13 protein-coding genes are annotated in these 14571 nt (G+C 65.9%); 6 read left to right on the top strand and 7 right to left on the bottom strand.

Annotated features, from left to right (window positions below; genetic code table 11):
- Window positions 1–35: 35 nt before the first annotated feature.
- Window positions 36–851 (bottom strand): DUF6039 family protein, encoded by an 816-nt coding sequence (locus tag VF542_RS06525; protein ID WP_408650891.1) that lies wholly within the window; start codon window positions 849–851, stop codon window positions 36–38.
- Window positions 852–941: 90 nt separating this feature from the next.
- Complete coding sequence (locus tag VF542_RS06520; protein WP_408650890.1) at window positions 942–1868, bottom strand: DUF6039 family protein; 927 nt, start codon at window positions 1866–1868, stop codon at window positions 942–944.
- Between the two features lie 202 nt (window positions 1869–2070).
- Here VF542_RS06520 and VF542_RS06515 point away from each other — a divergent pair, with 202 nt between their 5' ends.
- The gene (locus VF542_RS06515) at window positions 2071–2466 is read left to right on the top strand and encodes a DUF3224 domain-containing protein (RefSeq protein WP_408650889.1); all 396 of its coding nucleotides are present in this window, start codon (window positions 2071–2073) and stop codon (window positions 2464–2466) included.
- 91 nt (window positions 2467–2557) lie between these two features.
- Entirely contained in the window at window positions 2558–4030 is a 1473-nt protein-coding gene (locus VF542_RS06510) for a class I adenylate-forming enzyme family protein (RefSeq protein WP_408650888.1), read from the top strand.
- Between the two features lie 57 nt (window positions 4031–4087).
- Here the strand turns inward: VF542_RS06510 and VF542_RS06505 are convergent, their stop codons facing one another.
- Genes VF542_RS06505 through VF542_RS06490 form a run of 4 tightly spaced genes read right to left on the bottom strand, consistent with a single transcriptional unit; the run spans window position 4088 to window position 8323 of the window.
- The gene (locus tag VF542_RS06505) at window positions 4088–4867 is read right to left on the bottom strand and encodes an enoyl-CoA hydratase-related protein (RefSeq protein WP_408650887.1); all 780 of its coding nucleotides are present in this window, start codon (window positions 4865–4867) and stop codon (window positions 4088–4090) included.
- Window positions 4868–4870: 3 nt separating this feature from the next.
- On the bottom strand, window positions 4871–6103 hold the full coding sequence (locus VF542_RS06500) for a hydroxymethylglutaryl-CoA synthase family protein (protein WP_408650886.1): 1233 nt from the start codon (window positions 6101–6103) through the stop codon (window positions 4871–4873).
- A gap of 11 nt (window positions 6104–6114) precedes the next feature.
- Window positions 6115–6984, bottom strand: a complete 870-nt coding sequence (locus VF542_RS06495; protein WP_408650885.1) for a DUF6039 family protein — start codon at window positions 6982–6984, stop codon at window positions 6115–6117.
- A gap of 22 nt (window positions 6985–7006) precedes the next feature.
- A complete protein-coding gene (locus VF542_RS06490; RefSeq protein WP_408650884.1) occupies window positions 7007–8323 on the bottom strand; it encodes a hypothetical protein in 1317 nt (438 codons plus the stop codon).
- A 909-nt stretch (window positions 8324–9232) separates the two neighbouring features.
- On the opposite strand from VF542_RS06490, the gene VF542_RS06485 reads away from it, so the two are divergent.
- The 4 genes from VF542_RS06485 to VF542_RS06470 all read left to right on the top strand — a co-directional run bounded on the left by VF542_RS06485 (window position 9233) and on the right by VF542_RS06470 (window position 13902).
- Window positions 9233–10237, top strand: a complete 1005-nt coding sequence (locus VF542_RS06485) for a LuxR C-terminal-related transcriptional regulator (RefSeq protein ID WP_408650883.1) — start codon at window positions 9233–9235, stop codon at window positions 10235–10237.
- A gap of 284 nt (window positions 10238–10521) precedes the next feature.
- Window positions 10522–11346, top strand: a complete 825-nt coding sequence (locus VF542_RS06480; RefSeq protein WP_408650882.1) for a TylF/MycF family methyltransferase — start codon at window positions 10522–10524, stop codon at window positions 11344–11346.
- Between the two features lie 931 nt (window positions 11347–12277).
- The gene (locus tag VF542_RS06475; RefSeq protein ID WP_408650881.1) at window positions 12278–12778 is read left to right on the top strand and encodes a hypothetical protein; all 501 of its coding nucleotides are present in this window, start codon (window positions 12278–12280) and stop codon (window positions 12776–12778) included.
- A gap of 311 nt (window positions 12779–13089) precedes the next feature.
- Window positions 13090–13902: a hypothetical protein gene (locus VF542_RS06470; RefSeq protein WP_408650880.1), complete on the top strand. Its 813-nt coding sequence runs from the start codon at window positions 13090–13092 to the stop codon at window positions 13900–13902.
- A gap of 72 nt (window positions 13903–13974) precedes the next feature.
- Here VF542_RS06470 and VF542_RS06465 read toward each other — a convergent pair whose 3' ends face one another.
- Window positions 13975–14190 (bottom strand): phospholipase D-like domain-containing protein, encoded by a 216-nt coding sequence (locus VF542_RS06465; protein WP_408650879.1) that lies wholly within the window; start codon window positions 14188–14190, stop codon window positions 13975–13977.
- Between the last annotated feature and the right edge of the window lie 381 nt (window positions 14191–14571).

Here is a 14571-nt window from a genome sequence, read left to right as displayed (position 1 = left end):
CAGGGGTGGGATGTCAGCGGTCGTGCGGTTTCGAGTCAGGGCGTGTGCGATGGGGTGGTGGCGTAAAGCCCCCAGTGGTGCGGGGTAAGCGCGATATCGTCTCGGCCGGAGTCGACGAACACCCCAGGCCGGCCCTCGGAGCGGAAGGCGGGGTTGCGGCGCACCCGGTCCCAGGCCGTCAGATCGCGCAGGTGGATCAGCCAGTGCAGCCTGCCGCTCGGGCCGAATGCCTCTTCGAAGCACACCGCACCGACCTCCTCGCCCGCGTCGGCGTTCAGGGCAGCGGTCAGCTCCGCAGCGACCTCGAGTGCCTCGGCCCGCATGCCGTAACCGGGCTGCGCGACGCGATGGACGACGATGCCCGCGGTCGCTGAGTTCAGCGGGGCGGGAGTGGCGGCCGGGCCGTTCAGCGGCAGCAGGACGTCCGAGCGCATGCTGCCGTCGAGGAACAGTCGGTCCCAGGCACCACCGGACTCGGCATCGGCCACCCGCTCCGCCGCGACCGACTCCCGGTAGGCCCGGTCCTGGTCGCCCATCTCGACCATGTCGTAATAGGTCTGCAGGCCCTGCAGGTGGATCAGCCAGTGCAGCCGGTCCTCGTAGCCGAAGGTTTCCTCGTAGACCAGCGCGGTCGCCTTGCCACCTTGGCGGCGGTTGACGTGCTTGGCCAACTCGCGGGCAAAGACCCGCCCCTCGTTGCGGTACTGCGAGCGAAGCTGACCGGACTTGAGGACGAGGACTCCCGCCGTCGTCGAGTCCAGTACGTCGAGCGAGGGGTCGATCTGATGTGACGCCGCGGGAACGATGCCGGCGAAGCGCTGCGTCGGCGACATTGCGATGGTGCCGGTCATTGGTAGCCTTTCGTTGAGCCAGGTTTCGCGATGGGGGACTTCGCCGAGGCGGCCCTGCCGGGCCGGATCAACCGTGCGGCACGCTGCCGGTCACCGGGTGTCGAGGACAGCGCGGGACGGCGTGAGCGCGACGTCGTGCATGCTCGACTCGACGAAGATCCGTGCCCAGGTGCCGCCACCCTTCTCGGCAGGGATCCGATCGCGGAAGTAGATGTCGCGGACCTCCTCGTCGCGCACGTGCAATTCGAGCAACCGCATGTAGGTCGTCAGGTCCCTGAGGTGGATCAGCCAGTGCAGCCGGTCGGCTGAGCCGAACCCCTCCTCGTAGACGAATACCGTGCACTCGCCGGGCAGGTTCTTGTTGATCGACTCGGCGACCTCGCGGGCGAACGTCCGCGCCTCGGACCGGAAGTTGTAGATGGGCTGAGCGCTTCGGTGCATCACGATGCCGGAGTTGGCCGAATGCAGGATCTGCGAGTCCGGCAGTGCCGTTTGCTGCCGGGCCGGCGGCAACGCCACCGCACCGGAGGAGCGGTACACCGCGGACTGCCTTTCCAGCACGCCGTCGGCCGAGGTGCCATACATGCCCCAGAACTGCGGGATGAGGACGGTGTCGTGCACGCCCTGCTCGGTGAACAACTCGTTCCACCGGCGGCCACCGAATGCGCCAGCGGCGGCGGCGGACGGTGCGAGGTCGGCCTGCAGCAGATCGTAGTAGGCGGCGAGGGACTCCAGGTGGAACAGCAGGTGCAGCCGGTCGCGGGTGCCGAAAGTCTCTTCGAACATCAGCACGCTGACCAGCCCGGCCTGCTCGCTGTTCACCCTGGCGACCAGTGCCGCGGCACACGCGCGGGCCTCGGCCTGCCGCCCGGCGCTGATCTGGGCAACCCGCTCGATCATTACCCGGGAGTTGGCGCTGTTGCGCACCAGCTCCGGTGCCAGTGAGCTCTGGCTCAGCGCAGGTGGCACCACCTCCGCGATGCGATCGATGTCGCCGATGGCGGCCGTTGCGGTCATGGACCTCGCTCCTCACTGTGGTGCCGAGCGCCACCCGGACGCCGGGGCAGACGTTAGCCAGGGCACCCAGGCAGAACTGCTCAACTATGAGCAGGGCACCAGGTTGTCGGCAGCGCCCACTTGTGCGCACTGCCGGCGCCCGGCGGCGTTATACAGTGGCCTATGGAATGGCGCCGACGAGGCCGCTGAGAGGATTCGCGCAATGACCGCAGTGACCGCATACGAGGCAAAGGCCTCGTTCACCTTCGACAACCGCGAGAACGAGCCCGTCGAGTTTCCCGCGGGCAGTCTCAACCGGGCCCGCTGGTCGAAGGTCCTGACTGGGGACATCGAGGGTTCCTCGATCGTGCACCTGCTGTTGTCGCAACGCGAAGGCGGCCCGGCGGTCTACGTCGGGATCGAGCATTACGACGTCGCGGTCCACGGTCGCAGCGGCACCTTCCTGCTCATGCACTCGGCCACCATGCTCGGTGAGGACCACGAAACGAACTGGACCATCGTGCCTGGCTCGGGCACCGGCGAGCTGGCCGGCATCGCCGGTGCCGCCGAGATCACTCCCGAGCACGACTTCATCCTGCGGTACACGCTGCCGTCCTGAACCGGCTTGCCGCCGCGTAGCACCCTGGTTCGCCGCCGGCCCTCCGGGGCGATCCCGCACGCCTGAGGGGCCGGCGAGACAGGACCGTTCCATGAACCAGCCGACCGCCCATCGCACCGTTCCCGACCTGCTGGTTGCCCGAGCCACCGGCGATCCGGACGCGATCGCACTTCTCGTCGACGGTGCGGGCGAGCTCAGCTTCGGCGAGTGGGAGCTGCGATCGCGACGCGTCGCCAACTCCCTGCTCGCGGCTGGGACCGCCACCGGCGACCGGATCGGATTGTTCTTCAGCGGCACCGACTGGAGCGCGTACGCGGTGGCCTACCTGGGGGTGTTGCGTACCGGCGCGACCGCCCTGCACTTCAACGCCGGGATGCATCCGGGCGAGATCGCCCGCCGCACCACGCTCTGTTCTGTGCAGGCGATGCTCGCTTCGGCGCACAGCGGACTCCCGCCGGGCTGGGCGGGGCGGGTCTTGCCGTTGGAGTCGCTCGAGGGCGGCGCCGAGACCGAGCCAGCCGTGGAGGTCGACGCCGACGGCATCAGCGACGTGCTGTTCACCTCCGGCACCACCGGGCAGGCCAAGGCGTACCTGGTTCCGCATTCCAACCTCACCTTCGGGCGGGAACCGTCGACCCTGCGCGACTTCCAGGGCACCGGCCACATGCTGGTCCCGATGACGCTGGGTACGAGCACCAGCGCCACCTGCGTCGTCGCCACGCTCAGCGCTCCGGCGATCTCGGTCATGTGCGACTCCGAGGACGTCGAGCGGATGGCTGCGCTGGTACAGCAGCACCGCATCGGCACGCTGGCCATCACACCGTGGATCGCGCTCAACATGGTCGACGCCCGACTGCACGAACGTTACGACCTGAGCTCGGTGCAGGTCGTCGCCTCGGGCTCGTCCCCGCTGCCGCCGGCAATCTCCACCACGCTGTTGCAGATGATGCCCGGTGCCAGGGTGATGAGCGCCTGTTCGCAGTCCGAGGCCGGTCCGGCCCTGATCATCAACGTCTTCGATCCGGCCAGACCGCTGTCGATCGGCCGGCCCAGCGCCGCGACCGAGTTGCGGCTGGTCGACGGCGACGGTGCCGACGTCGCGGTGGGAACGATCGGAGAGATCTGGCTCAGGCACCGAGCACCGCGGCGCAGGTACCTGGATCCGGTCCTCAACGCGGGCATCGACGCGGACGGGTTCTATCGCACGGGCGATTACGGGCGGCTGGACGACGACGGCAATCTCTACTTCGTCGATCGCGGTGAGGATCTCATCATCATCGACGAGGCGATCGTCTCCAGCATCGAGGTCGAGGCGGCCCTGTACGAGCATCCCGGGGTTCGCGAGGCCGCGGTGGTGGCCGATGGCCGGGGCGGCATGGTCGCGACGCTGGTGTTGCGCTCGGGGGCATCCGCCGGCGATGTCGTGCAGTTCGCCGGTCACCGTTGCGGTGCGCTGCCCGGTCCGCTCAGGATCGAGCTGGCTTCGGCGTTACCTCGTAGCCAGAACGGCAAGGTGCTCAAGCGAGTGCTGCGCGAGCAGTTGGCCACCGCCCAGTCGGCATAGCAGGTTCGCCGAGCGACAGCGCGCTGCCGGGAACCTCCCGCACCTCCTCGGACCGGCTCAGCCGGCTCCGATGGCGGCACCGTCGAGGAACGCCGCGATTCGCCGGTGCGACAGATCTGAGGTCATCAGCCGGGAGAACTCCGCGATCGCGAGCTGGTCCTGGGCAGCGCCGCCACCCCACACTTCGGCACTGTAGCGCTTGGCATCCCCCACCGTGATCGGGTCGATGCGACGCATTCGCCGGCTGAGCTGGCGGATCACCGGGGTGGCGTCGGTCAGCACCTGGTCCGCCAGCTGCACCCTGGCCGCTTCGTCGGCGTCCATCGGCAGCGTCGTGAGCGCCATCCGGTGGGCGGCCTGAAACCCGATCCGCCTCATCAGAAAGGGCATCACGCAGGCCGGCAGGAGGCCCCACAGCGCCTCAGGCAGGGCGAAAGTGGCTGCCGGGCCGGCCAGCACCAGGTCGCTGGCAGCGACCAGGCCGACGCCGCCGCCAAGTGCCGGACCCTCGACGCGGCTGACGACCAGTCGCGGGATCCGGGTCAGCCGCCGAAGCAAGCCGAGGAATTCCTTGCCACCGTCGGCGGGATCGCCACCGGAGGAGGCTTCGACGGCCTCGCTCAGGTCCATGCCCGAGCAGAAGACGGCCGCGGTGGACTCGAGCACGACGATCCGCGAATCGGGTTCGGACTCGGCGCGGTCCAGGGCACCGTGCAGCTGAGCCAGCATGGTCGCGGTGATGCCGTTCCCTGCTTCGGGCCGGTCCAGCAGTACCCGCAGCACGCCCGGCCCGGCGTCCTGGACCCGGACCACCGCACCGTTTCCGGTCGCCGCCATCCCTCAACTCCACCGGTACTGTCGATGGAAGTCTGCTATCTGATCGAGCACCAGCAGCTCGCGGCCCTCGAACTTGGCGGCCCAGACGTCGGCGTAGGCCGCGGTGTCGAACTTCTGGTCCCGCACGCCGCACATCCGGTCCAGGCTCATATCGCTGAGCAGCTCGTACTCCGCCATGCTCAGCGGATACCGGTCCGAGATCGCCGCCTCGATGTCCCGGGCACGGACCCGTTCCCGGCCCAGCGGCGTCACGACGCCGCTGTAGAACTCCGATGCGCAGCCAGAGCCATAGGAGAACAGGCCGACTCGCTCCGGCACCGGCACCTCGATGCCTGCTACCAGCGAGCACAGCGCCAGGTACAGCGACGCCGAGCAGAAGTTGCCGACTTCGGAGGCGAAGGACAGCCCGGGGGCGACCCGCTCGGCGAAGTCCTGCTCGATCTCGGCCCGACCGCCGGGCGCCGCCGATTGCCGCAACCGCCGGAACGCCGCAGGAACCATTCCGGCGAACGGAGTGTGGAAGGCCAGGTGAGCGAAGGTAGTTCTCAGGTCGGCGCCCGGGACCCGGGCCGAGTACGCGCGATAGCTGTGCTGGAGGCACTCCAGATACGCCAGCAGTGACAGGTCCGAGTCGCCGGCCTCGAGATCCGGCCGGGGCCGCAAGGTGTCCATCACCTCGAAGCTGTGAAAGCCGCTGGCTCCTGGATCGATCGCCAGCACCTCGGCGTCGTGGCCGATCAGCATCGCTACCGCGCCACCGCCCTGAGACGGCTCCCAGTAGGTGTTGCGGGCCGCGACGCTGGCCGCATCGGTCGCTATCACCAGCGCTCGGGCGCCGGGAACAGGACTCGTCGAGATCATCGCGACCGCGGTCTGCACGGCGGCGGTGCCGCCATAGCAGGCGTGCTTGACCTCGAATGACCGGCAGCTACGGCTCAACCCGAGATAGTGATGGACGTAGCTGCTGATCGACTTGCCGAAATCCAGCCCGGACTCGGTGCCGACGATGACCAGCTCGATCTTGGCGCGTTCGGTCTCCTCCAGTGCCGCGATCAGCGGACCGGCCGCGTTGACCGCGTTGGTCACCGCATCCTCACACGGCAGGTTCACCGACTTACGGCGCATATCCAGATTGGCCAGCCGCCGCAGGTCCAGGCCCCGGGCCCGGAACAGCTGCTCCACGCTCAGGCAGGCACGCCCGACGTAGGCATTGATCGCCTCGATACCGACGCTCACCCGATTCCCCCTCAGACCGCGGCGTCCATCGGGGCCAGCACGGTGTCGTGCAGGCTGGCGGGCACGAACAGTTGCCCCCACGCTCCGCCGCCGAGCTCACCAGGAACCCGCTGCCGCTCCAGCAACGCACGCATCCCGGCATCCGTTCGCTCCAGCTCCGAGACCTTCTGATAATCGCCCAGTTCTCGCAGATGGATCATCAGATGCAAGGTGTCCTGCCGGCCGAAGATCTCCTCGAACAGGAACGCCGTCACCACGCCCGGCAGCGCCTGGTTGACATAGTCCGACCACTGCACCCAGAAGTACCGGCACTGCTCACGTACCTCGTAGCGGGCCCTTCCGGTGCGCAGCACCACCGCCCCGGAGTTGGCCGTGTGGAGCTGGACCTCGGCCGGCTGCTCGGTCTGCCAGCACGCCGGCTCGGCGAACAGCACGGCCGGGTCCACCGCGCCTTCGGGAGGATGCGCGAAGCCGTGCTGAGGGCACAGAACGTTCTCCGAGAAAGAGCCCGCGGTGAACATCCGCTCCCAGTTGCCGCCGCCCCGGCCCGGCAGCCGGTCCAGGGTGGAGATGTCCTGATACTCGCGGTCATGGTCCACCATGTTCAGTAGCCGCTGGTAGTCGTGCGGGGACCGCATGTGCACGAACCAGTGCAGCCGGTCCCGGACGCCGAGCACCTCGCGGAACACGTAGGTCGACACTGCATCCGGCTGAGCACTGTTGAGATAGCCCACCAGATCCCGGGCGAACTGCTCCCCCTCGCTGGCGAAACCGTATTCCAGCTGGCCGGTCCGGTGAACGGTGAATCCGCTGTTGGCCGAGTTGAGTGCGGTGATCCCGGTTTCCGGGGCCGTCGCGGAGGGGCTCGGGATATCGATCACGGGCATGTCCTTCCAGATGCATTCATACCGCGTCGGCGGTGTCGGTCAGGGCAGCGGGCCGCTCCGCGGGGACTGCGGGCGCTGTGGGCACTGTGGGCACTGTGGGCACTGTGGGAAGACGGCGGCGGCGCAGCGCGGCCCGGTACAGATGGCGAACCCACATCACCAGGCCGGTGAAGTCGAACAGCAGCGAGATGACGAAGATCGTCACGAAATCCAGCGAGCTGAAGCGGGTCGGCTGGCCGATGATGAGCAGTGTCACCTGGTAGAGGTAGGCCCAGAGGACTGGCACGCCGACGAACAGGAAAGCAGACAGTGACACGATCCGGCCGAGGATCCAGACGATCGAGTACCGTCGGATGACCCGCAGCTCGCGCGCTGGGATGGCGGACTGGTCGACGAGCCTGCGTGATCGGCGCACCTTGGCAGACAGGTTCCACAGGTAGTCCTCGGTGTCGCTGAGCAAGCTACGGCAATCGAAGAGCGTCGAGATGACGTAGTAGCCGTCGGTTCTCAGGAAGAAGAACAGCTGCCAGACGATGCGGGTGTAGTAGGTGACCAGCACGCCCGCGGTCAGGGCCGCCACCGAGGGCAACAGGTGTATCCAGCCGTTGCCATCCGCCCAGCGAAGCCCGATCAGCACAGCGGCGGTCACGGAGTCGATCACGGTTCCGAAGACGAAGGCAAGGTACCGCTTCCGTTTCGGTACCAGCCACATCCCGTTCATGCTCGTCTGTGCTACCAGCACGTACATCTGGTTGCCGGCGCACAGCTTGGCCGGCACGCCTACCGCTCGGGCGGCGACGACGTGGCCGAGTTCGTGCAGCAGCACGCCGAGCAGTGTGAAGAACACCGTGATCCAGGTGAACGCGGCAAAGTGGTCGTGATAGACCAACGAGGTGGACGCTGGTATCAGGCTCGGCTGCGTGATCACCAGGCACGCGCCCATACCGATGATCGCGCCGGCGAGCGCGAGCACCGGTGCGCTCACGAACAGCCGAGCCGTCGCGGGACTGAGCCAGCTGAAGTCCACCAGGCTGCGGCGGCCGGGGAGCGGTCGTTGCGGTAGTTCATCAGCCGCAGCGGCGACGAAGCCTTCCGCTTCCAGCGCAGCCACGAAATCCAGCACGTCGATCTGCTGGCCATGGCGCTGCTCGTACTCTCGAGCCGACTCGCCGATCGTGCGCCCGGCAGCAAGCCAGTCGAGGATCTCGAGCCCCTCCCGGGCGAAGACGAGGTAGACCTCGCGGTCGGGATCGCCGATCGTCGCGGTATCACCATCGGCTCGCCGGTCGAACGGGTAGACCGCAACCCGGGATTGCAGGGAGTATCCAGGCACAGTCACTCCGATCAGTCGCTCCGGGGAGTTGTCTACCTATCCGCAAACGACAGGAGCCGCGAGCGACCCCTGCCGCCCTGAGCGCTACGCGGTCTGGTTCGCACTACCGCAACCTGCCGCGGTGCTGGTCTTGACCGGCTCCAGCCGGCGTACAGAGATCTTCGTCATGTAGTCACCTCCCCCAGGGGCTCGAACGCCAACTTCCCTACGGCACGCACCATGCCCGTCCCGGTCATCGCGAACTGCTCACTATTGCTCAGCTTCAGCGAACCTGGCGCCACCGTGCGGATCACGCCTGCCGGTCGGCTACGAATACAGGCTGTAGTCAACGCCGCGAGGGGTTTGCGCAAGCAACAGAACCGATCGAGCCGCCGGTGACCGAACCGGCCGCCGGGCCTCCCGCGCCGAGCACTTCGACTCGCAGCATTTCCCGGGCCCAGGGTGGCAGCCGAATTGGCTGATAATACGGTCGGCCTACGGTGAGGCACGCGAGACCGCTCGGACGAGAAGGGGCGAGGTCGATTAAGACTTCGCTGAACTTCCGGAGAAGGCTTGCAATCCACAGCCGAGTTACGTCAAGCTCAGTGAATGACGGTCGTGCCTATGGATTAGTCGTCATCGCCTCCATTACCACCTCGTGGGCTTGCTTGCCATCGTGATCGAGGTGCGTCCTGCTACTCGCCAAGGTTTCAGACCCAGGACCGCTGAAGTTTGGCATGAATCTGCGGCACACCTCCTCAACAGTCATGGTGAAGCTATGCGCAATCCCCCCTTGACGGTGCCAGTAGTGGAGTACTCGCGGTCTCCCCGCGCCCGCTTTCGTTGGTATGCGAGAACCACCAAATACACCTTGACATGTTGCTGCCGATTGTTGAACGTGTAATGCCATACCATTGAACTTGGGGAAGCATGTTAATCGAACTTGGATTTTCACCGGCAGCTGACGAGTTGTACCAATCGTTGATTCGCGTACCGGAATTCGAGCTCGACGAACTAGCCGCTCATGCGCGGGCATCGATCGAGGAGTTGAGGTCAGCGCGTGAAGAATTGATACTGTCCGGCCTGATATTGCGGTCGAGAGAGCGGACCAATGGTGTTGTCCTCCTGGATCCGGAGGTGACGATCAACCGCCTGCTTGCCGCGAAAGCTGTGGAGATAGCACGGTTGCAGGAGCAGCTTGCGACCGCTCGAGCGAGCCTCAAGACACTGATGTCGGAATACGCGCAGACCAGGCCCAACGGCGTCGCGATAGCAGGAAGTGTCGAACTGTTCGGCCTAGATGCCATTCAGCAGGCCATCGAAGAATGGAATCGCCGGGCGCGGCGAGAAGTGCTCACAATGGACCCGACCGCACAGTACAGCTCGGAACAGATCGCAGTTGCCCGGCACCGTGACCTCGATGCCCTCGAACGCGGTGTCAAGCTTCGCAGGCTCTATAGCGTGAGCAGCCGAAGTGATCCCGACACAGCGCTCTACCAGTTCGAGGCGGCGCAACGTGGCGCCCAGCTCCGGTTCATCCGCGACGTACCCATACGGATGACAGTGTTCGACCGGGAGGCCGGACTGATACCCATGCATGCGGTAGACAACGGCAGGTCGGGCGTCCTCATGCGCGGCGAGGCTGTCACCGCCATCCTCGTCCGGTCCTTCGAGCTGCTGTGGGCGACAGCCGAACCGCTGGAGGCGATCGAGGAGCGGCAACCACACCACCATGACGTCGTCGATCCGACCGACCTGGACCGGACATTGCTCAAGCTCATGAGCATGGGTGTCAAAGACGAGTCGATCGCTCGCCATCTCGGGGTGTCGGTACGCACGGTACGGCGCCAGATCGCCGACCTGATGACTCGGCTGGAAGCGGGTTCCCGATTCGAAGCGGGGATGCGGGCCGCATTCCGCGGGTGGGTGCAGTGATCGGAATAGTTCCGCCCCGGGCGCCGACGGGACGTGGTGGTCGGGCAGCGGAGTGCGGAGCGGGGCATCCAGCAGGCACGTGATCGTCTGGCACTCTGGCCGCTCTGACCGGAGCGGCAGACCGGCGGAACCAGGCCACCTCGGTTCGAAAGCTCAGACCGCCGACTGCTCCGACCCGGTCACGTCGGCCAGGGCCGCGGCTACGGTAAGCCCGTGGTCGACGCAGCACTCGGGGACAGCCAGCAATACCAGCAATTGCAGCGCTCCTCCCTACAATGGGCGCCATGTCCGATATAGCTGCGCAAGAGCGGTACCTGAACCTCCTTGAGAGGATGCTGACCCGATATGGGTTCGAAGGGAGTCACCAGCGCCTGAGGCTGCCACAGAGGACCTACGCCCTCTACCTATGGAATCTGCTTGAGGCTGAGGTGTCCGATCGAGACGTCAGGCTGGTGGAGGCGACGGAGTTTGACGCAAGCAAGCGTGAGCAGGGCCGTGACTGGCCGGTCGACGCTGAGACGATGGTGGGCCTCAAGCGGCTTCGAAATGTGCGGGAGTGTGTCGAAAGTGTCATTGCCGAAGGCATTGCGGGTGATTTAATCGAAACAGGGGTTTGGCGTGGGGGTGTCACGATCTACATGCGGGCGATCCTGGCTGCCCACGGGGTGAAGGATCGGGTCGTATGGGTGGCCGACTCTTTCCAAGGCCTACCACCCCCTAACGTCGCTAACCCGGCGGATATGGGGAGCAAGCTGCACACGAGGAACGAGCTAGCTATTTCCGTCGAAACGGTCAAGGAGAATTTTCGCAAATATGATCTTTTAGATGACCAAGTGCGTTTCCTCGAAGGGTTCTTTGAGGACACACTCCCGAATTCGCCGGTAGGGCAGTTGGCCGTGCTACGCCTTGATGGCGATATGTACTCCTCGACCATGGTCGCTTTGGACTCTCTGTACGACAAGCTGTCTGTCGGAGGCTACGTCATTATCGACGACTTCGGCGCTATATCTGCTTGCCGGAAAGCGGTAGAGGACTTTCGAGGGCGGCGCAATATTACGGATGAAGTGCTACGGATCGACTATACTGGCGTTTACTGGCGGAAATCATGACTGAAGTAGTCCCCCCAACTGTCGAGGAACTGCAAAGCACTCTTCGGGATCGCGACCAAGACCTCACCTGGCTCTGGTCGTCCGGACGCACAATGGGCGCTCAATTGTGCGCGCGACTTGCAAAAGAGGCGAAGTCTGCCGACGGTCTGATCCGGTCCGCTATGGACGCAGCGCAGGCTGCGGAATCACGGGCTGCTGCCGCCGAGAGCCGTGCGGCAACTGCAGAGACATTGCTTCGGCAGACACTTGAAAGTGAGACATGGGCTGTGGGCCGCGCCGTCCTCTTCGGTCCAAGATATGTGATGAAGAGGCTCCGACCGCACGTCAGGAGAAAAAACACACCGGACCCAGGGGGCCGTTGAAGGCCCGCGGGAAAGTAAGCCATACCCGTCCAGCCTCCCGTCGCCGGGCACACAGTGGTGATCACTGTTATCCATGAGTGTGATCGCTGCGAGTAGACCTGCGACCCCGGTCCCCGAGATCTTCGGTGTCCTGATCTCGAGCTGCCTGCTGGCTCCGCTCCCACCACATGGCGAGCATGGTCCGCACCTAGGACTGCCTACTTTGCGCTGACCTGGTGGCGCGGACAACTGGCGTCGCTGAGCGCGGAGCGATCCTCGGTAATCGAGCTGACTGCGTTGCTCCGGTCGCTGGACATCACCCCGAGGCGCCGGCGGTGTCCAGGACGTAGTTGATGGGTCCGGCGCCAAGGGTCAGGAACGGTTGGAACCGTTCCTTGGACCCGCCGTCGGTACAGCTGCAGCCGCGGTGGTTCGCCGCCCGCCGAGGGAAATGCCGGCTGCACGTACTTATGAGCCGTGTCGCGCCTCCTGTGTAGTGCGCACGGGACGCATAGTGCGTGATCTGCCCCAGGGGTCGGTCGATCGGCGCCGATCTGCCCGGAGTACGACGCGCTGGAGGAGTGGCCACGATGACACTCTCGATGCGGCGTAGAGGACGAAGGTTGGGAGGCTGGCTGCTGCTCCCGCCGGTCGCCGTGCTGAGCTGGTTGTCGACACCATCCGCTGAGGCCGCGACGCTTGGTGACCTGCCCCCCGTAATCGGGATGCAAGTTGATGATGCGGTCACGACGCTTCTCGATGTCGGAGTCACGAGCACGACGGTGCCCGATCCGGTACCAGAAGGTGTCGACCGCAGCCTGGTGCTGGTGCAGGAGGTGATCGATTCCAGTGTGCGAACGCAAGCGCCGACGAACTCAGTCCAACTGATCCTCGGCTCACGGGTTCCCACCCTGCTTGAGCTCAGCGCGTCCGCCGCTGCTTCCAGCCTTACTGCCCGCGGCCTGGCCGTGAGCGGCATCCCTCCCGATGCTGGGGATAGCGCGGTCGTCCGAAGTCAGGATCCGGCGCTACCTGGCGCATTCGTCCTCTGGGACGGCTACCCATTGGTTGCCCACGATGTGTCTGCCTGACCCGGCACGTTTCATAGGCCGGTCCTCCCGGTCAGGATGGAGTCGCGCCCCACCCATGTATCGATTCGGCTCCATCGGCGGGTCGTCATCGGGCAGCTTGGCCGGCCGCATCGGGTAGCTTGGCCGGCCGCATCGGGCTGCAACGATCCACGCCTCGGGCGCGTCTGTGTGTTCGAGGGAGGAAGGCATGACACGCACAGAGCGATCACGATGATCTGCCGCTGTGCGGGGCAAGGGATCTTACGGTCGCCGGTCCGACACCGGCGTGCTTCGGCGTCGGGTTCTGCCGCCGCCAAATAGGGGGAGAGCACATGCGCACACCGGTATCAATCGCTGCGGTTGCCGTCGTCACGGCGGCCGGACTGCTGTACTCGGGGTCGACGGCCTGGGCCGCCGTCCCGACCAACGACACCATTGCCGTGGCAACGCCGATCTCGGCGCTGCCCTTCACGGCGACCCTCGACACCACCCAAGCCACCACCGACGCCGACGATGCCAGCCTCAACGCCGATTGCGGCGCACCGGCAACCGAGGCCAGCGTCTGGTACTCCTACACCGCGCCGGCCGACGGAGCCGTGGTCATCGACGTCAGCCAGTCCAGCTACGCGGCCGGCGTCATCGTCGCCAGCGGAACGCCCGGCAGCCTCGTGATAGACACCTGCGGCCCCCGCGCGGTGGCCGAGACCGTCACCGCCGGCGAGACCGTGTACATCATGGCGTTCGACGACACCCCGGGGTCGGGCAACGGCGGCACCTTGCAGATCTCGATCGACAACGCGCCCCCGCCGCCGGACCTGTCAGTGACCGTCGACCCCGTCGGGAGCTTCAACTCTCACACCGGTGTCGCCACCATCAGCGGGAGCGTGACCTGCACCGGCGGTGACTTCGTCGTCCTGGAGACCGGCCTGCGCCAGAAGGTCGGGCGAGTCGCGATCACCGGCTCCGGGACCACGGAGTTGCCCTGTGACGGCACCTATCGCTGGGCGATCGACGTCCTGGGCGACAACGGCCGCTTCGCCGGCGGCAAGGTCGCCACTGTCGAGTTCAGCTTCGCCTGCGGAGCCGTCTTCTGCAGCCAGGGCTTCACCACGCAGACGGTGACCCTCAAGAGCGCGAAGAAGTAGCCGAGCGCAGCACCAGCCCGGCGGCTCATGGGCCCCGGCCGGGGCGGCGCGTTGCCACCCCGGCCGGGAGGCTCATTGGGCGAGCTTGCCCGAGGCATCTCGGTCAACGACATCAATGTTGAGTTCGAGGTTCTGATAGAAGCCCTCGTTCGTGAGGTTCGACGAGCCGACATAGGCGCGAGGTTCAGCGAAGGCGTTACCCCGGGGGGCGTGGAAGATGTATGTCTTTCCGTGGAGGGCAGCGGTCATGAAGACTTTCATCTCGACAGCGCCTGACTGCAGTTGCAACTTGAGTTGCTGAAGGGTCCGTCCTGTAGTGCCGAGAGAGCGTCCCGTTCAGTGGAGGCAGCCGCGGAACGGTTGGAGGCGGATGCAAGAGGTGTGATTCCCAGGTTGTGGTGTAGGCCCGTTGGGGTGACATGGCGTCCGGAGCGTGGGGCGCTGGGGTCGCCGACTGAGAGCTCGGACGTGGGTGTCGCCAGCTGTGGTGCGGCCAGCTGGCTATCGAGTCCGGTGGAAAAGCGTTCCGACTGAGCCAACTCGATCTTGCGGACAGGCCCCACAGCAGGCAAACTTAACGGGCAGATCACGTCACGGGAAGGTTCATCGGAGGCTACCGTGTCGATCGACGTCCCCAAACCTGCCGCCAACACCTCGCTGAAGGTCCTG

The sequence above is a fragment of the Jatrophihabitans sp. genome (assembly GCF_036389215.1).
Classification (GTDB): domain Bacteria; phylum Actinomycetota; class Actinomycetes; order Mycobacteriales; family Jatrophihabitantaceae; genus Jatrophihabitans_A.
This window is presented reverse-complemented; position numbering and strand designations above follow the sequence as displayed.

Bases quoted from the DNA above. Each gene is read 5' to 3' on its own strand.
- VF542_RS06485 (WP_408650883.1), top strand. From the start codon at position 9,233: ATGTTAATCGAACTTGGATTTTCACCGGCAGCTGACGAGTTGTACCAA.
- VF542_RS06470 (WP_408650880.1), top strand. From the start codon at position 13,090: ATGCGCACACCGGTATCAATCGCTGCGGTTGCCGTCGTCACGGCGGCC.
- VF542_RS06520 (WP_408650890.1), bottom strand. From the start codon at position 1,868: ATGACCGCAACGGCCGCCATCGGCGACATCGATCGCATCGCGGAGGTG.
- VF542_RS06480 (WP_408650882.1), top strand. From the start codon at position 10,522: ATGTCCGATATAGCTGCGCAAGAGCGGTACCTGAACCTCCTTGAGAGG.
- VF542_RS06510 (WP_408650888.1), top strand. From the start codon at position 2,558: ATGAACCAGCCGACCGCCCATCGCACCGTTCCCGACCTGCTGGTTGCC.
- VF542_RS06525 (WP_408650891.1), bottom strand. From the start codon at position 851: ATGACCGGCACCATCGCAATGTCGCCGACGCAGCGCTTCGCCGGCATC.
- VF542_RS06505 (WP_408650887.1), bottom strand. From the start codon at position 4,867: ATGGCGGCGACCGGAAACGGTGCGGTGGTCCGGGTCCAGGACGCCGGG.
- VF542_RS06475 (WP_408650881.1), top strand. From the start codon at position 12,278: ATGACACTCTCGATGCGGCGTAGAGGACGAAGGTTGGGAGGCTGGCTG.
- VF542_RS06515 (WP_408650889.1), top strand. From the start codon at position 2,071: ATGACCGCAGTGACCGCATACGAGGCAAAGGCCTCGTTCACCTTCGAC.